17 protein-coding genes and 3 pseudogenes are annotated in these 20,787 nt (G+C 59.0%); 4 read left to right on the top strand and 16 right to left on the bottom strand.

Annotated features, from left to right (window positions below):
• Positions 1 to 5 precede the first annotated feature (5 nt).
• The 3 genes from BMS17_RS00670 to BMS17_RS00660 all read left to right on the top strand — a co-directional run bounded on the left by BMS17_RS00670 (position 6) and on the right by BMS17_RS00660 (position 3,260).
• A complete protein-coding gene (locus tag BMS17_RS00670) occupies positions 6 to 1,199 on the top strand; it encodes an acetyl-CoA C-acyltransferase (protein ID WP_046027329.1) in 1,194 nt (397 codons plus the stop codon).
• 146 nt (positions 1,200 to 1,345) lie between these two features.
• Positions 1,346 to 2,473: an acyl-CoA dehydrogenase gene (locus tag BMS17_RS00665; RefSeq protein ID WP_046027328.1), complete on the top strand. Its 1,128-nt coding sequence runs from the start codon at positions 1,346 to 1,348 to the stop codon at positions 2,471 to 2,473.
• 13 nt (positions 2,474 to 2,486) lie between these two features.
• On the top strand, positions 2,487 to 3,260 hold the full coding sequence (locus tag BMS17_RS00660) for an enoyl-CoA hydratase (RefSeq protein ID WP_077430195.1): 774 nt from the start codon (positions 2,487 to 2,489) through the stop codon (positions 3,258 to 3,260).
• A gap of 116 nt (positions 3,261 to 3,376) precedes the next feature.
• Here the strand turns inward: BMS17_RS00660 and BMS17_RS00655 are convergent, their stop codons facing one another.
• The 5 genes and pseudogenes from BMS17_RS00655 to BMS17_RS00635 all read right to left on the bottom strand — a co-directional run.
• Complete coding sequence (locus BMS17_RS00655) at positions 3,377 to 4,528, bottom strand: acyl-CoA dehydrogenase family protein (RefSeq protein ID WP_077430194.1); 1,152 nt, start codon at positions 4,526 to 4,528, stop codon at positions 3,377 to 3,379.
• A gap of 3 nt (positions 4,529 to 4,531) precedes the next feature.
• Positions 4,532 to 5,638, bottom strand: a complete 1,107-nt coding sequence (locus BMS17_RS00650) for an enoyl-CoA hydratase/isomerase family protein (protein WP_077430193.1) — start codon at positions 5,636 to 5,638, stop codon at positions 4,532 to 4,534.
• A 132-nt stretch (positions 5,639 to 5,770) separates the two neighbouring features.
• Positions 5,771 to 6,478, bottom strand: coding sequence for an HPP family protein (locus BMS17_RS00645; protein WP_077430192.1), 708 nt, complete (start codon positions 6,476 to 6,478; stop codon positions 5,771 to 5,773).
• A gap of 161 nt (positions 6,479 to 6,639) precedes the next feature.
• On the bottom strand, positions 6,640 to 7,818 hold the full coding sequence (locus tag BMS17_RS00640; RefSeq protein WP_077430191.1) for an MFS transporter: 1,179 nt from the start codon (positions 7,816 to 7,818) through the stop codon (positions 6,640 to 6,642).
• A gap of 150 nt (positions 7,819 to 7,968) precedes the next feature.
• Positions 7,969 to 8,440: pseudogene (locus tag BMS17_RS00635) on the bottom strand (MmgE/PrpD family protein); the annotation flags it as partial.
• Positions 8,441 to 8,444: 4 nt separating this feature from the next.
• Between BMS17_RS00635 and BMS17_RS30505 the strand changes: the two are divergent.
• A pseudogene (locus BMS17_RS30505) lies at positions 8,445 to 8,716 on the top strand (LysR family transcriptional regulator); the annotation flags it as partial.
• Positions 8,717 to 9,067: 351 nt separating this feature from the next.
• On the opposite strand, the gene BMS17_RS00620 reads toward BMS17_RS30505, so the two are convergent.
• The 11 genes and pseudogenes from BMS17_RS00620 to arnB form a co-directional block, all read right to left on the bottom strand.
• A complete protein-coding gene (locus tag BMS17_RS00620) occupies positions 9,068 to 9,796 on the bottom strand; it encodes a DUF4225 domain-containing protein (protein WP_046027320.1) in 729 nt (242 codons plus the stop codon).
• A pseudogene (locus tag BMS17_RS00615) lies at positions 9,784 to 10,271 on the bottom strand (Hcp family type VI secretion system effector). The gene BMS17_RS00620 and the pseudogene BMS17_RS00615 overlap by 13 nt, the downstream one beginning before the upstream one ends.
• Positions 10,272 to 10,387: 116 nt before the next feature.
• Positions 10,388 to 11,980 carry a glycosyltransferase family 39 protein gene (locus BMS17_RS00610; protein ID WP_175648940.1) on the bottom strand — a complete coding sequence of 531 codons (1,593 nt, stop codon included), beginning with the start codon at positions 11,978 to 11,980 and terminating at the stop codon, positions 10,388 to 10,390.
• Positions 11,977 to 13,356 (bottom strand): UDP-glucose/GDP-mannose dehydrogenase family protein, encoded by a 1,380-nt coding sequence (locus BMS17_RS00605; RefSeq protein ID WP_077430190.1) that lies wholly within the window; start codon positions 13,354 to 13,356, stop codon positions 11,977 to 11,979. The genes BMS17_RS00610 and BMS17_RS00605 overlap by 4 nt, the downstream gene beginning before the upstream one ends.
• Positions 13,353 to 13,754: a 4-amino-4-deoxy-L-arabinose-phosphoundecaprenol flippase subunit ArnF gene (arnF, locus tag BMS17_RS00600; protein WP_077430189.1), complete on the bottom strand. Its 402-nt coding sequence runs from the start codon at positions 13,752 to 13,754 to the stop codon at positions 13,353 to 13,355. The genes BMS17_RS00605 and arnF overlap by 4 nt, the downstream gene beginning before the upstream one ends.
• A complete protein-coding gene (gene arnE / locus BMS17_RS00595) occupies positions 13,751 to 14,095 on the bottom strand; it encodes a 4-amino-4-deoxy-L-arabinose-phosphoundecaprenol flippase subunit ArnE (RefSeq protein WP_046027317.1) in 345 nt (114 codons plus the stop codon). Before arnE ends, arnF begins: the two co-directional genes overlap by 4 nt.
• Positions 14,092 to 15,738 carry a lipid IV(A) 4-amino-4-deoxy-L-arabinosyltransferase gene (arnT, locus tag BMS17_RS00590; RefSeq protein ID WP_046027316.1) on the bottom strand — a complete coding sequence of 549 codons (1,647 nt, stop codon included), beginning with the start codon at positions 15,736 to 15,738 and terminating at the stop codon, positions 14,092 to 14,094. Before arnT ends, arnE begins: the two co-directional genes overlap by 4 nt.
• A complete protein-coding gene (gene arnD / locus BMS17_RS00585) occupies positions 15,735 to 16,619 on the bottom strand; it encodes a 4-deoxy-4-formamido-L-arabinose-phosphoundecaprenol deformylase (RefSeq protein WP_046027315.1) in 885 nt (294 codons plus the stop codon). The genes arnT and arnD overlap by 4 nt, the downstream gene beginning before the upstream one ends.
• Positions 16,619 to 18,625, bottom strand: coding sequence for a bifunctional UDP-4-amino-4-deoxy-L-arabinose formyltransferase/UDP-glucuronic acid oxidase ArnA (arnA, locus tag BMS17_RS00580; RefSeq protein ID WP_046027314.1), 2,007 nt, complete (start codon positions 18,623 to 18,625; stop codon positions 16,619 to 16,621). The genes arnD and arnA overlap by 1 nt, the downstream gene beginning before the upstream one ends.
• On the bottom strand, positions 18,622 to 19,641 hold the full coding sequence (gene arnC, locus BMS17_RS00575; RefSeq protein ID WP_046027313.1) for an undecaprenyl-phosphate 4-deoxy-4-formamido-L-arabinose transferase: 1,020 nt from the start codon (positions 19,639 to 19,641) through the stop codon (positions 18,622 to 18,624). Before arnC ends, arnA begins: the two co-directional genes overlap by 4 nt.
• Positions 19,638 to 20,786, bottom strand: a complete 1,149-nt coding sequence (arnB, locus tag BMS17_RS00570) for a UDP-4-amino-4-deoxy-L-arabinose aminotransferase (RefSeq protein WP_077430188.1) — start codon at positions 20,784 to 20,786, stop codon at positions 19,638 to 19,640. Before arnB ends, arnC begins: the two co-directional genes overlap by 4 nt.
• Position 20,787: the final 1 nt, after the last annotated feature.

Raw genomic sequence — 20,787 nt, 5'->3', positions numbered from 1 at the left:
TTGTCATGACTATTGCCAACGATCCCATCGTTATCGTCAGCGCCGTCCGTACCCCGATGGGCGGTTTTCAGGGCGAACTGAAAAGCCTGAGCGCACCGCAACTCGGCGCTGTCGCGATCCGCGCGGCGGTCGAGCGCGCCGGCATCAACGCCGAATCGGTAGAAGAAGTGCTGTTCGGCTGCGTTCTGTCCGCAGGCCTCGGTCAGGCGCCAGCGCGTCAAGCCGCGCTGGGCGCCGGGCTGGATAAATCGACCCGTTGCACCACGCTGAACAAAATGTGCGGTTCGGGCATGGAAGCGGCGATTCTGGCCCACGACATGTTGGTGGCCGGTAGCGCCGACGTGGTGGTGGCGGGCGGCATGGAAAGCATGTCCAACGCGCCGTACCTGCTGGACCGCGCACGTAGCGGTTACCGCATGGGCCACGGTCGGGTGCTTGATCACATGTTCCTCGACGGCCTGGAAGATGCCTACGACAAGGGCCGCCTGATGGGCACCTTCGCCGAGGATTGCGCCGAAACCAACGGCTTCACCCGCGAGGCGCAGGACGCGTTTGCCGTCGCGTCGACCACCCGTGCGCAACAGGCAATCAAGGACGGCAGCTTCAACGCCGAGATCGTCCCGGTGTCGGTGATGGTCGGTAAAGAACAGGTGCTGATCAGCAACGATGAGCAACCACCGAAAGCCAAGCTGGACAAAATCGCGTCGTTGAAACCGGCGTTCCGCGATGGCGGTACGGTGACGGCAGCGAACTCCAGTTCCATTTCCGACGGCGCGGCGGCATTGGTGCTGATGCGCCGTTCCGATGCCGAGAAACAAGGGCTGAAACCGCTGGCAGTGATTCACGGCCATGCCGCGTTTGCCGATACGCCGGGCCTGTTCCCGGTGGCGCCGGTGGGCGCGATCAAAAAACTGATGAAGAAAACCGGCTGGTCGCTGGATGAGGTGGAGCTGTTCGAAGTCAACGAAGCCTTCGCCGTGGTCAGTCTGGTGACGATGGCCAAACTGGAAATCCCGCACGAGAAGGTCAACGTTCACGGCGGCGCTTGCGCCTTGGGCCACCCGATCGGCGCATCCGGCGCACGGATCCTGGTGACCTTGCTCTCGGCCCTGCGCCAGAAAGGTCTGAAGCGTGGCGTTGCTGCGATCTGCATCGGCGGCGGTGAAGCCACGGCCATGGCGGTTGAGTGCCTCTATTGAGGCTGGCGCTATTCCAATGTGGGAGCGGGCTTGCTCGCGAAGAGGCCGTGTCAGTCGACATCAATGTTGAATGACACACCGCTTTCGCGAGCAAGCCCGCTCCCACAGGTTCTGCGCCTTCAGGCTAAATTTTTTAAGGAATTGGCATGATTCCCAATGACGACCAACAACAAATTCGCGACATGGCTCGGCAATTCGCCGAGGAACGGCTGAAACCGTTCGCCGCCGAGTGGGACCGCGAACACCGCTTCCCCAAGGAAGCCATCGCTGAGATGGCCGACCTGGGCTTCTTTGGCATGCTGGTGCCTGAGCAGTGGGGCGGTTGCGACACCGGTTACCTGGCCTACGCCATGGCCCTGGAAGAAATCGCGGCCGGCGACGGCGCCTGCTCGACCATCATGAGCGTGCACAACTCGGTCGGTTGCGTGCCGATCCTGCACTACGGCAACGACGACCAGAAAGAGCGCTTCCTCAAGCCCCTGGCCAGCGGAGCGATGCTGGGTGCCTTTGCCCTGACCGAACCGCAGGCCGGTTCCGACGCCAGCGGCCTGAAAACCCGTGCGCGCCTGGAAGGCGATCACTACGTGCTCAACGGCTGCAAACAGTTCATCACCTCCGGGCAGAACGCCGGGGTGGTGATTGTGTTTGCCGTGACTGATCCAAGTGCCGGCAAGCGCGGTATTACCGCATTGATCGTGCCGACCGATTCGCCAGGCTATAAAGTCGCCCGGGTCGAAGACAAACTCGGCCAGCACGCGTCCGACACCTGCCAGATTCTGTTTGAAGACGTCAAAGTGCCGGTGGCCAACCGCTTGGGTGAGGAGGGTGAAGGTTACCGAATCGCCCTGGCCAACCTTGAAGGCGGCCGTGTCGGCATCGCCTCGCAATCGGTGGGCATGGCCCGTGCCGCGTTCGAAGCAGCCCGCGACTATGCCCGTGAGCGCGAGAGTTTCGGCAAACCGATCATCGAACATCAGGCCGTCGCGTTCCGCCTTGCCGACATGGCCACGCAAATTGCCGTGGCCCGGCAGATGGTGCATTACGCAGCGGCTTTGAGGGACAGCGGCAAACCGGCACTGGTCGAAGCCTCCATGGCCAAACTGTTTGCCTCGGAAATGGCTGAAAAAGTCTGCTCTTCGGCGTTGCAAACCCTCGGCGGTTACGGTTACTTGAATGACTTCCCGCTGGAGCGGATTTACCGCGACGTGCGGGTGTGCCAGATCTACGAAGGCACCAGCGATATTCAGCGCATGGTTATTTCGCGCAATCTTTGAGAAGGAGTCCCCTGTGAGCTACGAAACGATTTTGCTGGAAACCCACGGTCGCGTTGGCCTGATTACCCTGAACCGGCCACAAGCGCTGAACGCGTTGAATGCGCAGATCGTCAGTGAACTGAACCACGCCCTCGATGGCCTGGAAGCCGATTCGAACATCGGCTGCATCGTGCTGACCGGCTCGAAAAAAGCCTTCGCCGCCGGTGCCGACATCAAGGAAATGGCCGAGCTGACCTACCCGCAGATTTACATCGACGACCTGTTCAGCGACAGCGACCGCGTGGCCAACCGCCGCAAGCCGATCATCGCGGCGGTCAATGGTTTTGCCTTGGGTGGTGGCTGTGAATTGGCGCTGATGTGCGACTTCATCCTGGCCGGCGACAACGCCAAATTTGGTCAGCCGGAAATCAACCTCGGCGTGCTGCCAGGCATGGGCGGCACTCAACGCCTGACTCGCGCAGTGGGCAAGGCCAAGGCCATGGAAATGTGCCTGAGCGGGCGTTTGATCGATGCCGTGGAAGCGGAGCGTTGCGGGATCGTCGCACGGATTGTTCCGGCGGATGAATTGTTGGAAGAAGCCCTGAAAGTCGCGGCGCTGATCGCGAAGAAGTCGCTGCCGATTGCAATGATGGTCAAGGAAAGCGTGAACCGCGCGTTTGAAGTGAGCCTGTCCGAAGGCGTGCGCTTTGAGCGTCGCGTGTTCCATGCAGCGTTTGCGACGCAGGATCAGAAAGAAGGGATGGCGGCGTTTATTGCCAAGCGTGAGGCGCAGTTCGTCGGTAAGTAATGCGGCGTTTTCGCTGACGCCATCGCGGGCAAGCCCGCTCCCACATTTGATCGCATTCTTCCAGGAGGAACACGGTCAAAGGTGGGAGCGGGCTTGCTCGCGAAGCTTTTTAACCTTTAGACCAGATAGTTTTTGAGCTCGCGGGCGATCACCATCCGCTGAATCTCGCTCGACCCTTCGTAGATCTGCGTAATTCGCGCATCCCGGTAGTACTTCTCCACCGGATAGTCTTCCAGGTAGCCATAACCGCCATGAATCTGAATGGCGGACGAGCAGACCTTTTCCGCTATTTCCGACGCAAACAGCTTGGCTTGTGACGCCTCCGACAGGCAGGGTTTGCCGGCCGTGCGCAGGCGTGCGGCGTGCAGGATCATCAACCGGGCGGCGTTCAATTGCATGTGCATGTCGGCGAGCATGTTGGCGATGCTCTGGTGTTCATTGATCGTTTTGCCGAACTGCACCCGATCCCGCGAATACGCCAGCGCCGCTTCAAACGCCGCACGAGCAATGCCCAACGCTTGCGCTGCGATGCCGATGCGGCCGCCTTCGAGGTTGGACAGGGCAATGGCCAGGCCTTTGCCGCGTTCGCCCAGCAGGTTCGCTTCGGGGATGGTGCAGTTATTCAGGGTGACCGCGCAGGTGTCCGAGGCACGAATGCCCATCTTGTGTTCGGTGCGATCGACGATGAAACCGGCGGTGTCGGTCGGCACCAGAAAGGCCGAAATGCCGCGTTTGCCCAGGTCCGGGTCAGTTACGGCAAACACAATCGCCAGTTTCGCCCGCTTGCCGTTGCTGACAAATTGCTTGGCGCCGTTGATCACCCACTGACCGTCGCGCAGTTCGGCGCGGGTGCGCAGGTTGTGCGCTTCGGAACCGGCTTGCGGTTCGGTCAGGCAGAAGCAGCCAATGGCCTGGCCGCTGGCCAGATCCGGCAACCACGTCTGTTTCTGTTCTTCAGTGCCGTAATTGAAGACCGGCCCGCAGCCTACCGAGTTGTGGATGCTCATCAGCGCACCGGTCGCGCCGTCGCCAGCGGAAATCTCTTCCACCGCCAAGGCGTAGGCGACGTAGTCGACGTAGGTGCCGCCCCATTCTTCGGGCACCACCATGCCAAGCAGGCCCAGTTCACCCATCTTCGCCACCAGGCCATCGTCAATCCAGCCAGCCTTTTCCCAGGCCTGGGCGTGGGGCGCGATTTCGCCACGGGCAAAGTCCCGGGCCATGTCGCGGATCATGACTTGCTCTTCACTCAATTCGATATCGTGCATGGCTCAGTTCCCGCTCTCATCAAACCCGCTGAAAAAACTCGCGACGTGCTCGGCGTCCAGCGCCTGCAAGGTCGGCGGGTTCCAGCGCGGGCTCTTGTCTTTGTCGATCAGCAACGCGCGCACGCCTTCGATCAGGTCGCCGCGCTCGAACCATTGACGGTCCAGGTGCAGCTCAAGGGCGAAGCAGTTTTCCAGACTCAAGTGCCGACCACGGCGCAGCATTTCCAGCGTCACGCCCATGGCCAGCGGCGAACGGCTGTCCAGCAGGTCGGCGGTGGTGAGTGCCCACTCATGGCTGTCGGCAACCGTCACTGTACGCAGTTGCTCAACAATACTCGGCACATCGGGCAGGGCGAAGAAATGGTCGATGGCCGGACGCAAAGCTTTTAGCGGCGCGTCGGGTAATTGCTGCACGGCGAGTGTGGCCAGCTGGTTTTGGAGGTCTTTGAATGGCGTGTCGTGCCACTTCAGTTGATCGAGCTTTTCGTCCAGCAACGCCAGTTTGGCGCTGTCCAGATACCAGTCGGCCAGACCGCAATAGAGCGCATCGGCGGCGCGAATCTGCACACCGCTGACACCGAGGTATATCCCCAGCTCGCCCGGAATGCGTGGCAGGAAGTAGCTGCCGCCGACATCCGGGAAATAACCGATGCCCACTTCCGGCATCGCCAGGCGACTTTTCTCGGTGACCACTCGCAGATCGGCGCCTTGCACCAGACCCATGCCGCCCCCGAGGACAAAGCCGTCCATCAAGGCCAGTACGGGTTTGCTGTAATGGTGGATGGCGAGGTCGAGGGCGTATTCCTCGACGAAAAAATCCTGATGCAGCGTGTCGCCACTTTTGAAGCTGTCATACAGCGAGCGAATATCGCCGCCGGCACAGAAAGCCTTTTCACCGGCACCGCGCAAAACCACCGCGTGCACCTGTGAATCCAGCGCCCAGGCGTCGAGCTGACGTTGCAGGTTGCGCACCATGTCCAGGGTCAGGGCGTTGAGGCCGGCGGGGCGATTGAGGGTCAGGTGGCCAATGTGGTTGCGAACCTCGGCCAGCACTTCATTTTGCGTGGGGTCCATGGAGCCAGTCCCCGGAGAAGAAACCTGAGCAGTCATCACTAACTCCCTGCTTTTATTGTTCTTTATAGGATGCTCGCACGCGAGCGATCCCGGATCGTACCAGTGCAAATTTGCCCTGTACAACCCGGAATAATGCAGGTCGTCTTTGCATTAATGCATGGGAGACATCTAAGGCCGACTGGAAAACACTTCACTGATACTGCGTCGCTTGGCGTGCAGCTCACTGGCATGGATAAGCTGTTCGAGGTCTTCAGGCGTGACGTCGATGAACGCGTCCATGTCCGCCAAGGCCAGTTTCAGATCCTGGGCGGTGATGGCCTGGCTGTCGATGGACGGAGGGCCGGCGGGTAATACGGCTACCGGTTCGGCGGCGCGTTTTGGGTAGCGAATGCGCGTCAGGTTGTTGTAGGCCAGGGCGCAGAACAGCATGGCGCAGGCGCCGAGCATCACCGGGCCGAGGGCTTTCCAGTCCATGGCAATGGTGGCCGGGTCGGCCAACACCAGGAGCAAGGCCAATGCGCCGGCTGGCGGGTGCAGGCAACGCAGCCAGCACATCAACACCAGCGCAATGCCGGCCGCAAGGCAAGCACTGCCCAGCGTGCGACCGAGCACGTGCGCAACCAATAACGAAACGACACCGGCGCTCAAGTAGCCGCCCAGAATCGACCATGGCTGGGCGAGGGCGCCGGAGGAGACGGCGAACAACAACACCGCCGATGCGCCCAGTGGTCCGATCAAATGCAATGCTACCTCCATGCCGAATACCTGACCGCACAACCAGACGCTGAGCATCGTCCCAAGGGCCATGCCGATGGCGGCGCGGCTCCATTCGGAGGGACGGGTGTTGATGGCGGCGGGCAACCAGCGAGCGAGCATGATGAAATCGATCCGAGGACAAAAACGTGAGCAAAAAAAAAGGCTTGGCTGGGATACCCAGAAAGCCCTTGAAGTTGTTCCCACTATTGGGGGAGGAACGGGACACAGTTTGCCGCGCATTCCTGGCACTGACAAATTCATATTAATGAGCTTTCAGTGCACTAATTTTGCAGTATGGAGCCGCGTCGCCCACTCATGAAACACAGGCAGCCGCCCATCGCTGCCAATGCGCTCAGGGCATAGAACATCGTGGGTGCGGGCGTGTGCATCAGCAGGAAACCGCAGATCACCGGGCTCAACGCGCCGCCGAGCGCTGCGAGGTTCTGCGCGCCGTAATAGCTGCCGCGCAGTTCTTCCGGGGCGAGGGTGTCGACGAAGAGGAATTCGGCGGGGTAAATGATTATTTCGCCGAGGGTGAAGATGAACATCGCCACGCACCACGACACCAGACTGTCGGCCAGGCTGAAGCCAATCAACCCGACAATGAACAGGCCTGTGCCACCGACAATCCAGTAGCGCAATTGCTCGCGTTTGAGGAACCGGCCGATCTGGTATTGCAGCAGGATCACGCTGATGGCATTGCAGGCGAGCAGGGCGGCCATGATTTCCATGGTGTGCTTTGGGTTGCTGGTCGCCAGCAGGTACTGCGACAGATAAAAGGTAAAGCGGCCATGCACTACCGTGCTGAGCAAGCAGCCCCCGGTGAACATGATCAGGGTGCGATCGTTTTTCAGGGTGACCAGCGTCTTGAGGAAACTCTGGGCCTGGCCGATGAGGGGAGCCGTGCCCGGGTCTTTCGCAATGCCGGTCATCAAGAACATGCTGAAAAAAGCGATGGCCGCCGCAATCAGGAACGGCGCGCTGGCAAAAACGCCGGCGATCAACACACCGAGCATCGGCCCGACCGCGTAACCCATGTTGGTCAACGTATAGCTCAAGGAAAATGCCTTGGCGCGCTGGCCCACGGGCAGGTTGTCGCTGAGGATCGCCTTCGAGCCGATCAGGAATAACGATGATGCAGTTTCGGTGACAATTAATGTGAGGGTGGTCAGGTACAGGTTTTCAGCAAAGGTCAGCAGCACCAGGCCGACAGCGCTGGAGAGCATGGCGAGGATCAGCAATCGACGCTTCTCGAAGCGATCGATGATGTAGCCGCCGTAAAGAGAGAGCAGGGTGGCGACGAACACGGCGATGCCCAGCAGCAAACCAACGTCCTGTTGGTTGAGGTCAAGCTTGTCGCTCACAAACAGCGTGAGCAACGGGCTGGTGATGGCGCGGCTGACGACAATCGTCAGCGAGACGATCATCAAGCGGCGGATAACGAGCGAGTAAGTGGCCACGGTGGGGCAAATTTCCTTATTTAGTTTTTCAGTGCTCGGCGCTGGACCGAGGCGCGGCCATTCGCGAGCAAGCCCGCTCCCACATTTGAGATGCGTTCCCCCTGTGGGAGCGAGCTTGCTCGCGATGGCGTCAGCCGATTTACCTCTTGATCAACCCAGCCACCGATCCAGTAAACGAACCGATTTCCATCTCATCCAGCCGCCTCAACTGCCCAAGCAATCCAGCAGCCCGTTCCTGCGACATCACCCGCCCAGCCAGGCTGAAAAATTTATGCTCCAGCTCCGCAGCACTCAACGGATTCCCGGGCGCACCCAGCAGCACTTCAACGCACAGGCTCGCCTGCCGACCGTCCACGGTGCGCAGGCTGACGACCGGTTCGCCATCCTCTGATAGTTGCGGGTCCACTTCAAGACGAATGCGCGACATCCAGTGCACGATACGCGGATCGCTGCGTTGCGCATCGTCATGCGCCTGCAACCGGCCAAGACCATGAGCCAACCTTGCAGCAAGGGCATACGGCAAACTCATCTGCGCCGCCGCCAATGTGCTGACTTCATGGTCATCGCACATGCCTTGAAGAAACCCGCACAGAGAAACATGAATGTCTTCGACCTGATCGACGTCTCATCGGGACAAGCTGAATTTCGCTCACTACGACAGCTTCTCGGCGTCCGCCACCCAGGTGGAGGCCGTGGCGCTCTTGGTCAGGACGGGGGGGGGCTTTCGCAGCATTTCGCCGCAGACATCTAAGCTAAAGGGCCGTTTCGCGCCGTACGCCCGGACCTGATCAACATCGTTACGCCGTTCAATTTGAACCTGCGTCACAACACGGTACGCAGTCCGTTAGTTAAGGCGTTTGCGCATGCGTTGGGTGTGGATTTGAAGGCGGCGGTTTGAAAGTAAAATATATCTAACGTGTAAATTAGGACAAATGCAGACAGCGTATCCGGGGCTGGAATGCCTAGGTAAGTTAGGTTTTTGTCGTTGAGTTAATGCGGGGTGTCAATTGTTTTTATTGTTCCAGTTTTCCTTGTAACGCTTCCCGAAGTTTTTTAGAGAAGGCTATTAAAAAATAAGCTGATAAGCCGAAAAAGCAAATGATTCCTACTAGTCTGGCAATCATATAATTCATATCTATAAAGTAATTAATTGCGGATAAGATGACCATGGTGTGGAATCCGGCACAAGCAATGATTAATAGATAAATTCGAGCGGAAAATATTATGGTTTGTATTTTTGCAGTAATCATTAGTTGGTCCTATCTTTGTTTTTCCATTCTTTATATATTCCTTGTGTGGTTATTGTGTCGGCAGTTCGCTCCAATAGAAGCACAGGGGTATGTGTGTTTTTGTATGCGCGAACATAGTCTGTTCGTGCGTATCTAAATAGTCGCCATGCATCAGGCTTTAATACGAGTCTTCCAGCGCTATATATAGACATCCCGACGTCGAGGGAACCATAGGCGATGTTTCCTTCACGCTCCGTATATTTAAATGACTTGGCCACCGCTTGATATCCTTTTCTAATCGGCCCTTCAGTGTCACCGCGGTTCTCTAGGAGGTTTCTTCCGTTTTCATAAACATTGTTCGCGCCATGGACCATCATGGGCGTCCCAATAAAAAGACACAGCGTACCCGCCGATCCATAACAAATTCCGGCACCCGTTGCGAATTGAAGTGCGCCTGCAATCACACCGACCCCTTTCTGTGCAATCTCCGACGCCTGACTGAGCAAACTACTCTGTTCGCTCTTTATCTCGTTCAAACCCTGATCAGCGTTCTTCCGTCCCTGAGCCACATCATTAACAATTCCCCTCGCGTAGTAAGACACCTCGCGATTGAACTGCAGGCGCAGCGTCCCGTCATTGATATAACGGGCGCCCAACGTGCAGGCTTGTTGGATCAAATTAGCCGCCGCTTTGCTGACGGCCCAGTAATCGCAACTTCTGTCCTCGCAGCGCACCTTCAACTGTCCCATTCGCTGTTTCCCCAGGATCCGTGCCCGCTGGTGCCCGCGAGGTGGTGCCTCCAGGTGATTTCGCGATAACGAATAACCACGTGCTCTTGGGGTTCGACGTCGTTTTGTAAAACAACGTGGGGCATATCAAGTGTCAGGTTGGCAATAATGCCGCCTTCGATTTCAATGCTGAAAAACTTCTCCTGGAGACCAAACGCAGAAATTCGATAGAAATTGATTGCACCGCTTATTTCTTCTCGGGTCGATAGCGCTTGAGCGAGTAACGGAGAGGACTTGTCGACGTTCTTTGTGATGACGAGAGGGCTGTGCGTAGGCTTATTGATGTTGCCTATATTGGCCATGTTGTGGCTGTAGGACAGCACCATGATTTCGTCTGTATGTCCTGTCTGACATTTATTGCCGATGGACGCTTGAGTTGAACAGCCCGCCACCCTTGGGTGTTGCCTGTGATGGTCATGTAGCCGTGATTGGCCATAGGGGTGCCGCTCCTTTTCGTCGGAGAGGCACCATATTGAAAATGTCTCAGGGAGGATGTAGGAGATTTCCGAGTTTTCGGTGGGACGAAGGTGTTTTGCGCGGCGCGTTGCCGCACTACTGCACGAAGTGCAGCAGCACAAAATCATTCTTGTCGAATCGACCGCTCAGCACCGGTGGCAACGCACCGAATGCAGTGCCTTGCAGCGATTTATAGACGTTCAGGTCCATCATCAACCACGCAGGACCCTTGAGGCTTTCCAGTTCCTGAGGCGACTCAGTGAAAACCGGATGCAGGTCCTGTTTGATGTTGACCATGAACTTGATGGCCTTGGCGTCTTTACCCATGCCGTGCATAACCAGCGGCGCCGGATCCTTCTGCACCCGTTCAAGCACCTCGCGACTGAAGGTCCGGGTGTCGTAGAGCTGTCGCTGGACAGGCTCGAACTGCAGGATATAAAACGACCACAATGCCAGAACGGCGCAAATGGCCAATGTCTGCGCTCGCCATTGCGGGCGCTTGAGTGCTGCCAGGGCAACCACTTGCAGCAAGCCAAGAGCGACAAACAGCGAAGGGTGATGCGCAACCTGGTCAGGAAATTTTCGCTGCAAGACAACCAAGCCAATAATCAGAAGGCCAGGCATCAGCAACCAAAGACTCTGGATCAACCCCCGCAACCAATGGAACAAGCGCCCATGAGCGACCTGAAACGGGTACGCCGCCACAATCGCCGCCATGGGCAGCATCGGCAGCAGGTAGCGGGCCTTTTTTGCCTGAGGCACGGAAAGGCCGATCATCACGATCAACCCGGCCGCGACGCAGTACTGCACCAGGCGCCATGCCGGTCCAGCCTCCCTCGGGCGTGACAGCACGACGGCAATCAGCACAAGTACGGCCAAGGGCCACGCCAGGGCATAGTTGCCCACCGAGCTGGTGAAGTAATACAGCGCGTCGTTGGATCCTTCAGTGCCGTCCATGCGTCCCATGAACTGCATACGAATCACTTCCTGCAAAAACGCCGGGCCACCACTGACATCCGCCAGCCATAGCAACACGCCAATGCAGCCCACCAGCAGGACCGATGCCAACAGACCAAAGACAAACAGTCGGCGCCATTGCCGATCGAGCAGGAAATAGCTGCTGAGTACGCCGGTGGGAATCACCAGGCCGATAGGCCCGCGAATCCAGAAACCCAGCACCAGCAAGGCAAAGATCAGTACCCATCGACGCGGCGCGCCAAAATGATCGGCGGCGTAGCCCAGATAAAACACCGCAAACGCTACCGCTGCGAGCATCAAGTCCAGGGACACGGCCCGGGCTTCGGTAATGAAGGTGAAGGTCTGCAGCATCATGGCGATGCTCAACACCGCCCAGCGTGTGGAATAGGGCGCCAGCAGGCGGTACATCAATGTCACGATGACCGCTGCGGCGATAGCGCTCGGGAGCCATGCGCTCAGGCTGTTGACCTGCCCGAAAGGCAAGGAAAGCAGCCAGATAAACACGGTCGACAGCCCCGAGTAATCGGCATAGGGCTGGCCATAGGTCGTCGGAAAAAATGACGGCCCGTTGCGCAGCATCTCCTGGGCGAACAGCACAAAGCGCGAATCGAAACCGATGGCCGCCTGGTGGGAAACCCCGGCACTGAACAGAATCAGTGCCAGTAACCCGATGCCCAGTGAGTGCTGTCGGGTCGGTGAAGATCCGGTCACGCGACGACCGAATCAGCGGACCATTGTTGGTGCGGAATCGGCAGGTTGCGCGATTCGCCACGCCCCATCGGGAAGTACTTGAAGCCGAACTGTTCAAGACGTTCGGCGTCGTACAGATTGCGCCCGTCGAAAATCACCGGTGCATTCAGGCGCTGCTGGATCAGGTCGAAGTCTGGCGCCTTGAACTGTTGCCATTCGGTGCAGACGATCAGTGCGTCGGCACCGGTCAGTACCGATTCCGGCGTGCCCATGAGCATCAGCTTCGATTCATTCGGATAGAGCTTTTGAGTTTCCTGCATGGCTTCCGGATCGAAAGCACGCACATTGGCGCCCGCAGCCCACAGCGATTCCAGCAGTACCCGGCTCGGCGCATCGCGCATGTCATCGGTGTTGGGTTTGAACGCCAGGCCCCATACGGCAAAGGTCTTGCCGCGCAGATCACCGCGGTAGAACGCCTTGATCCGTTCGAACAGCTTGTGCTTCTGGCGCTCGTTGATGGCTTCCACCGCTTGCAGCAGGTCGCTGGAGCAGTGCGCTTCCTGGGCGCTGTGAATCAGCGCGCGCATGTCTTTGGGGAAACACGAACCGCCATAACCGCAGCCGGGGTAGATGAAGTGGTAACCGATACGCGAGTCGGCGCCGATGCCCAGGCGCACCGATTCGATGTCGGCGCCCAAGTGCTCGGCCAACTCGGCGATCTGGTTGATGAAGCTGATCTTGGTCGCCAGCATGCAGTTGGCGGCGTATTTGGTCAGCTCGGCGCTGCGCAGGTCCATGAACATGACACGGTCGTGGTTGCGGTTGAACGGTGCGTAGAGGTCGCGCATGACTTCGCGGACTTCGTCACGTTCACAGCCAATGATGATCCGGTCCGGGCGCCGGCAGTCGGCCACGGCCGAGCCTTCTTTGAGAAACTCGGGGTTGGAGACGATATCGAACTGCAACACGCGGCCGATCTTCGCCAGGCATTTATCGATATGTGCGCGCAACGCATCGCCGGTGCCCACCGGCACCGTGGATTTCTCCACCAGAATCGCCGGCTGTTCGCGATGTCGTGCTACCGCATCGCCCACGGACATCACGTAGCTCAGGTCCGCCGAGCCATCGTCCCGGGACGGTGTACCCACCGCAATGAACAGGACCTGGCCATGTTGCACGGCGAATTTTTCATCGCAGGTGAATTGCAGGCGTTTGGCGTCCAGGCTTTCGCGCACCAGGCTGGCCAGCCCCGGTTCGAAAATGCTGACATGGCCTTGTTGCAGCAATTCGACTTTTTTCTCGTCAATGTCCATGCAGACCACGTCGTGGCCGACTTCAGCCAGGACGGCCGCTTGCACCAGGCCAACGTAACCACTACCAAATACACTGATTTTCATGAAGCACTCCTGATTTCCGGCGCGCGAACTGAACGAGAGTTAATGACGATGACCCCGAGCATGACCAAAGCCACCCCGACGGTCTTTGAAAGACTGAATGATTCGTTGAACACTGGCAGGCTGGCGGCCAGCAAGTACACCAGCGCGTAGCTGATGCTCAGCAGCGAATAGGCCCGGCCCAGCGGCACGTCACGCAGGGCGACCAGCCAGCAGAGCATCGAGAGGGCGTACGCCACAATCGCGCTCAGCACGACTCCCACCGCGACCAGGTCGATGCTGGAAGACAACAGGTATTCGGGAGACGGCAGGCGCGTCATGCTCCAGCGCATGCCCAATTGCGCGGCGCTGACCAGCAGCACGCTGCCCATGGCGAAGGTGATCCCGCGACGCAGGCTCATGCGTGCTGCCCCAGCAAAACCACGCCACCGATCACCAGTGCCACCCCGAACCAGTGCTGGCGGTCGATCGTTTCATGGAAGACAAAACGGGCAACCAGCGTGACCAACACAAAGTTGAGGCTGAGCATCGGGTAGGCAATGCCGACTTCAAGGCGCTGCAACACCAACAGCCAGACCAGCAAGCCCAACCCCAGCGCGACGAGCGCCAGCCACAACCAGGGCGAGCGCAGTTTTTCGCCCCATCCCGACGCCTGTCCACGCCAGCTCTCTACAGCGTATTTCTGAGCTATCTGGCCCAGGCACGTCAGCAGGCACGCCACCAGTACCAACAGCAGGCTCACGGTGTCACCTGAGGGAAAATCAGAATAACGAGGTTGCCTTGTTCATAGCGTTTGCCGTCCTTGGGCAGCCGTTCGATTTCCTCCAGCTCGCCTTCACCCTTGACCCGCATGACCACACCCACCGAGCCGCTACGGCGCGCGTTGAGCATCCATTGCTCAACCTGGCCGACACTGACCAGTTTGTGCACCGAGTCAGGATAGGCAAGACCATATTTCAGTTCGCCTATCGTGTTGTACAACGCCACGTCCGGGTGCTTCATGCGCCAGGCCAGCGCCGATGCGGCACCGAGATCGTTGCTCAGCAGATTGCTTGTCTGCGCCAGCTCATCCATGTGATGGAGGATGAATTGGTCGGGCGTCTTGTTGGCGACCACCGAATTGGGCAAGCCGGCCGGAATCAAACCCATCAGCAACAGACTGCCGAATGCCGGTGCTGCCCAGCATTGCAACGGCCTGAAGGCTTGCAGCAGGTTGGCCATGATCCAGCCGATCAAACCGATGAACACCAGCACCAGGTTGTGCAGTTCATGGTCATACAGCGGCTTTTTCAGTTGCAGGTAGACCAGCGCAATCAGGGTGACCAGACCCAGCACCAGGTTCAGCAAGCCGTTGATCCCCAGCACCCGACCCTGTTCCAGCTTCAGTCGGTCAGCCAGCGCGTTCCCCAGCAACAAGGCCAGGGGCAGCAGGCACGGCAGTATGTAACTCGGCAATTTGCCTTTGCTGATGCTGAAGAACACCAGTGGCATGACCATCCACAGCAACAGGAAGCCGATGCTGGCCTGGCGACGGGTTTGCCAGGCCTGTTTCAGCGCCGATGGCAACAGCGCCACCCACGGCAAGCTGAAGGCGACCAACAGCGGCAGGTAGTACCACCACGGCTCGCTATGTTGAGCGTCGTCGCCGGCAAAGCGGCGAATGTGCTCGTGCCAGAAGAAGAACCGCCAGTAATCGGGCTCCTGCGAGTGAACCGCCAACGCCCACGGCAGGCTCACCGCGATGGCCACGACAATCGCAACCGGGCCGTAGATCAGCAGTTCCTTCCAGCGTTTTTGCCAGATCATGTAGGGCAGGGCGACCAACACCGGCAGCAACCAGGCGAGGAACCCCTTGGTCATGAAACCCATGCCGCAGGCCAGTCCCAGTACCGCCCAGCCGAAAAGTCGCTGGCGGCCGACGCTGTCCAGGGCAAACCACAACCCGACCACGCTCAGGTTGACCCAAAAGGTGAACTGCGGATCAAGGTTGGCATACCCGGCATGACCGGCGATGACGCTGAAACTCATGTACAGCAATGCGCAGGCAAAACTCTTGCGCGGGTCGTTCCACAGTCGGCGGGCGATCAGGAAACACAGCAATACGCTCAGGCCCATGCTCAGGGCCGAGGCAAACCGAACGCCAAACAGGTTCTGACCAAACAGCGCCTGGCTGGCAGCGATCATCCAGTAACCTGCCGCCGGTTTTTCGAAATAGCGCACGCTCATGAAATGCGGCGATACCCAATTGCCGCTCAGGAGCATGTCCTGACTGATCTGCGCGTAGCGGGTTTCGTCTGGAATCCACAAGCCATGGGTGCCCAGTGGCAGCAGATACGCCAAGGCGAAAAGGACCAGCAATAGGGGAAGAGCCCAGCGTTTGCTCATGCGCCTTGCACTCCCAGCCAGCCTTCGCGGCCGTCAAGGGCGCCACGTACCACACGTCCTGTGGGCAAGGTGTTGAGGGCGTCTGGCAGCAGATCGCCCAAAGGCTGGAAATGAATGTCACGCTGGCGTGCATCGGCCAGCAGCTGACGGAAATCGTTGGCCATCAGAATCCCTTCTACTTCTGCATGAATGGTGTAGACATTGAGTTGTTCAGGGGTAAAGCGATCAAGAATGAAGGCGTTGAAGTCATTGGCGGCGACCGTCGGGCCGACCACCTCGTCGAAGGTCGGCAAGTCCACCGGTATCTGCGGTGCACCTAAACCGCCGCCGGCAAGGATCGGCTGAAACAGGCTCAGCCCGCGACAATCGCTGTTGTAGCGAAAGCCGAACGCCTCTTTGGCTTCGATCACACGCTCGTCCGCGCGCCAACCGGCAGCGGCTGAACAGTCGACCTTTTGCCCAAGAATGTCGCTGAGCGTGTCGACGCCCCGGCGGATCTGTTCGATCAGTTGCGCGTCGCTCCAGCGTCCGGCGTTGGCCTGCCAGCCATGGTGATCCCAAGCGTGCAGGCCGACTTCATGCCCGGCAGCCTGGGCCTGGCGCATCAAATGCCCCAGGTCACGGCCGATCGGTTTGCCTGGCCAGGCGGTGCCGGCCAGCAAAATGTCCCAGCCGTACAGCCCGGCAGCGTTGGAACGGAGCATTTTCCAGAGGAACTGCGGGCGGATCAGGCGCCACAAGTGGCGCCCCATGTTGTCCGGCCCGACACTGAAGAAAAACGTCGCCTTGACTTGCGCCTCATCGAGGAGTTCCAGCAGCCGGGGCACCCCCTCACGGGTGCCTCGGTAGGTGTCGACATCGATTCGGAGGCCTGCCTGCATTAGCATGCTTTTTCGGTAGAGTGATCCGCGATTTCGAGCATGGCCTCGCGCAGGAAGAAATCCAGCGTGTTGCCGATGGTCTCGCTCATTTCCACCGTTGGCGTCCAGTCCAGCAGACGCTTGGCGTTGGCGATGCTTGGTTTGCGGTGGGACACGTCCTGGTAGCCGGTGCCGTAGAAGGCTTTGCTTTCTACGTCGCGGAAACCGGCGAACGGCGGGAAGTTATCGCGCAACGGGTGAGCTTCGAACTGACGCAGCAATTCTTCGCCCAACTGGCGAATGCTGGCTTCGTTCTCCGGGTTGCCGATGTTGATGATTTGACCGTTGCAGGCGTCGTTATCGTTGTCGATGATCCGCGCCAGGGCTTCTACACCATCGGCAATATCAGTGAAGCAGCGCTTTTGCTCGCCGCCATCGAACAGGCGAATTGGCGTGCCTTCCACCAGGTTCAGAATCAGCTGGGTAATGGCGCGGGAGCTGCCGATACGTGCCGAGTCCAGACGGTCCAGACGTGGACCCATCCAGTTGAATGGACGGAACAGGGTGAAGTTCAGGCCTTTCTGGCCATAGGCCCAGATGACCCGGTCGAGCAATTGCTTGGAGATCGAATAGATCCAGCGTTGCTTGTTGATCGGGCCGACGATGAGGTTGGAGGTGTCTTCGTCGAAGTTCGGGTCCTGGCACATGCCATAGACTTCCGAGGTCGACGGGAAGATCACGCGCTTGTTGTATTTGACGCAGTAGCGAACCAGTTTCAGGTTTTCTTCGAAGTCCAGTTCGAATACCCGCAGCGGGTTGCGCGTGTATTCAATTGGCGTGGCAATCGCCACCAACGGCAGGACCACGTCGCACTTCTTGATGTGATACTCGATCCACTCGGAGTGAATGCTGATATCGCCTTCGACGAAGTGGAAGTTCGGGTGGCTGCGCAGGCGCTCGATAGCGTCCGAACCGATGTCCAGGCCATAAACCTCATAGCGGTCGTCACGCAGCAGGCGCTCGGACAAGTGATTGCCGATGAAACCGTTGACGCCGAGGATCAGCACGCGGGTACGGCGTGGTGCACGACCGGATTCGGCACCGCGCAGTACGGAGCCGTCGACCAGGCCCAATTCGTTGGCCAGTTGCGGGCCGCTCAGGTAAAGACCGTTGTCATTGCGCTGACCGGCGGTGATCACCAGCGAGTCTTCGCCGCAAGCGATGCGCAGAGGGTCGACGCTGATGACGCGACCCGGCGCCAGGCCTTCATTGCCCTTGGCGACTTCAGCATTCCAGACGATCAGCTTGTGCTCGCCCACGTCGCAGAAAGCGCCCGGGTAAGGTTGGGTCACGGCGCGGACCAGGTTGAACAGTTCTTCTGCCGGCTTTTTCCAGAACAGCTTGCCATCGGCAGGTGTGCGGCGACCAAACACCGTGGCTTTGGATTCGTCCTGGGCCGTTTCGGTGACTTTGCCTTGCAGCAAGGCGGGCAGGGTGTCGCGCAGCAGGTCGGTGGCGGCCAGGCGCAACTTGCCGTGCAGGGTCAGGGCGGTATCGCTGCGCTCAATGGCAACCGGTTGCTGGGCGATGATCGCGCCAGCGTCGGCACGTTTGACCATGCGGTGCAGGGTCACGCCGGTTTCGGTCTCACCGTTCACCAGCACCCAGTTGGCCGGCGCGCGGCCACGGTAGCGTGGCAGCAACGAGCCGTGCAGGTTGAATGCACCTTTGCGGGCGGTGGCCAGCAGCGGTTCGGTCAGCAGGTTGCGGTAGTAGAACGAGAACAGGTAATCAGGGTCGAGTTTGGCGATGCGCTCGATCCACAGCGGATGGTTGGCGTCTTCAGGGGCATGAACCGGGATGCCTTTTCGCGCACACAACTGGGCAACGGAACCGTAGAAGGCGTTTTCTTTGGGATCATCGGCATGAGTAAACACGGCGGCAATTTCAATGCCGGACGCAAGCAGGGATTCGATACCGGCACAGCCAATATCGTGGTAGGCGAAGACAACAGCTTTTGCACTCATGAGAGAACCTGATCTGAAGAGGTGGAAGTGAGACCGTCAACGGTGACAACGGGGGCGGGCGCGGCGGGTTGGCTGCGCAAGACTTTTTCGACAAAGAAACGAGGGCGGGCACGGACGTCGCTGTACATGCGTCCCAGGTACTCGCCCAACAGTCCCATGCCGATGAATTGCCCACCGGTGAACACGAACAGTACGGCAAACAGTACAAACGAACCGTCGCCGGCCCATTCAGCGCCAAACACCAGGCGCAAGAAGATCAACGTCATGGCAAACAACACACCCAGACCGGCCATGGCGAAGCCGATGATGCTCAGCAGGCGCAATGGCGTGGTGGTCATGCAGGTGATCAGGTCGAACATCAGGTTGACCAGGCGCATGGGGCTGTATTTGGATTCGCCGTGTTCACGTTCGGCATGCATCACCAGGATTTCCGTGGTGTGCCGGGCAAAGCTGTTGGCCAGGATCGGGATGAAGGTGCTGCGTTCGCGGCAGGCCAGCATCGCGTCGACGATGGTGCGGCGGTAGGCACGCAGCATGCAGCCGTAATCGGTCATGGCAACGCCGGTCGAGCGCTGGACGGCGAGGTTGATCAGCTTCGAAGGCCAGCGGCGCAGGGCCGAGTCCTGACGGTTGTTGCGCACCGTGGCGACCACGTCATAACCGAGTTCGGCCTGGGCCACCAGTCGCGGAATTTCTTCAGGCGGGTTTTGCAGGTCGGCATCAAGGGTGATGACGACATCACCTTTGCAGTGCTCGAAGCCCGCCATGATCGCCGCGTGCTGGCCGTAGTTGCGGTTGAGAATGACCGCGACCACCTTGCTGCCCTCGCGATTGGCGGCGTCCTCAAGAATTTGCGCCGAATCGTCGCGGCTGCCGTCATCCACCAACACGATTTCGTATTCATGGTGCAACTGCTCACATGCCGCTTCAGTACGCCGAAGCAGCTCGGGCAGGCTGTCTTGCTCGTTGTAGACCGGGATAACAACCGATACGCAATTGATTGGGTAAGGTTTCACTGAGCTCTGTCCATAACGTTTTCAATGGCATCGACCACACGATTGACATCATCGTTGGTCATGTCCGGGAACAAGGGAATCGAACATAGCCGCGCCGAGTTCCATTCGGTGTTGGGCAAGTAAATGTTCGGGAAACGCTGACGATAATACGTGTGCAGGTGCGTGGCTATAAAGTGGATGCCAGTGCCGATGTTTTGCTCCTGCAAACCCTTCATGAACGCCTCACGGTCCAGCCCGCAGCGCTCGGGATCGATGCGCAGGATGAACAGGTGCCAGGCGTGTTGTTGCGGGTAGGTCGGCACCGCCAGCGGCTGCACGGCGCTGCCTTCCAGGCGTTGCAGGTACGTGCGCGCCAGTTCGGTGCGCTTGGCGTTGATGTCGTCCAGGCGCTCCAGCTGTACCAGTGCGATGGCGGCATTGATGTCGGCCAGGTTGTATTTGAAACCCGGCTCCATCACCTGTGCCTGAGGTTTGCGGCCGTGAGTCATGCGGTCGTAGGCATCGACGCCGAGGCCATGAAACTTGAGCATGCGCACCCGGCTGGCCAGCGCTTCGTCGTCGGTGACGAACATCGCACCCTCGGCGCAGGTCATGTTCTTGATGGCGTGGAACGAGAAGATGGCCGTGCCTGTCGAGCCGACGTGTCGACCTCTGTAGAAGGTGCCGGCGGCGTGGGCGGCATCTTCGATGACGGCGATACCGTGTTTGTCGGCCAACGCATAGAGCGGGTCGAGATCGAAGGCAGCGCCGGCGTAGTGCACCGGAATGATGGCCTTGGTGCGCGGGGTTATGGCCGCCTCGATGCTGGCGGTATCACTCATCAGTGTGTCGCGGTCAACGTCGACGAACACTGGCGTGGCGCCCAGCAGGCAGATCATGTTGGCGGTGGACACCCATGTCTGGGACGGGGTAATGACTTCGTCGCCCGGACCAATGCCCAGTGCCAGCAAGGTGATGTGCATGCCACCGGTGGCCGAAGAAAGTGCAACGGCATGCCGGCAGCCAACATAGTTGGCGAATTGCTCTTCCAGTTGCTGGTTTTTTGGCCCGGTAGTGATCCAGCCGGAGCGCAATACTTGCTCTACGGCTGCAATTTCTTCATCGCCGATACTCGGGCGGGAGAAGGGGAGAAACGCCTGACTCATG

Source organism: Pseudomonas sp. C9 (assembly GCF_002000165.1).
GTDB lineage: Bacteria > Pseudomonadota > Gammaproteobacteria > Pseudomonadales > Pseudomonadaceae > Aquipseudomonas.
This window is presented reverse-complemented; position numbering and strand designations above follow the sequence as displayed.

Bases quoted from the DNA above. Each gene is read 5' to 3' on its own strand.
- BMS17_RS00670 (WP_046027329.1), top strand. From the start codon at position 6: ATGACTATTGCCAACGATCCCATCGTTATCGTCAGCGCCGTCCGTACC.
- BMS17_RS00665 (WP_046027328.1), top strand. From the start codon at position 1,346: ATGATTCCCAATGACGACCAACAACAAATTCGCGACATGGCTCGGCAA.
- BMS17_RS00655 (WP_077430194.1), bottom strand. From the start codon at position 4,528: ATGCACGATATCGAATTGAGTGAAGAGCAAGTCATGATCCGCGACATG.
- BMS17_RS00650 (WP_077430193.1), bottom strand. From the start codon at position 5,638: ATGACTGCTCAGGTTTCTTCTCCGGGGACTGGCTCCATGGACCCCACG.
- BMS17_RS00645 (WP_077430192.1), bottom strand. From the start codon at position 6,478: ATGCTCGCTCGCTGGTTGCCCGCCGCCATCAACACCCGTCCCTCCGAA.
- BMS17_RS00620 (WP_046027320.1), bottom strand. From the start codon at position 9,796: ATGGGACAGTTGAAGGTGCGCTGCGAGGACAGAAGTTGCGATTACTGG.
- BMS17_RS00605 (WP_077430190.1), bottom strand. From the start codon at position 13,356: ATGAAAATCAGTGTATTTGGTAGTGGTTACGTTGGCCTGGTGCAAGCG.
- arnF (WP_077430189.1), bottom strand. From the start codon at position 13,754: ATGAGCCTGCGTCGCGGGATCACCTTCGCCATGGGCAGCGTGCTGCTG.
- arnT (WP_046027316.1), bottom strand. From the start codon at position 15,738: ATGAGCAAACGCTGGGCTCTTCCCCTATTGCTGGTCCTTTTCGCCTTG.
- arnD (WP_046027315.1), bottom strand. From the start codon at position 16,619: ATGCAGGCAGGCCTCCGAATCGATGTCGACACCTACCGAGGCACCCGT.
- arnA (WP_046027314.1), bottom strand. From the start codon at position 18,625: ATGAGTGCAAAAGCTGTTGTCTTCGCCTACCACGATATTGGCTGTGCC.
- arnB (WP_077430188.1), bottom strand. From the start codon at position 20,786: ATGAGTCAGGCGTTTCTCCCCTTCTCCCGCCCGAGTATCGGCGATGAA.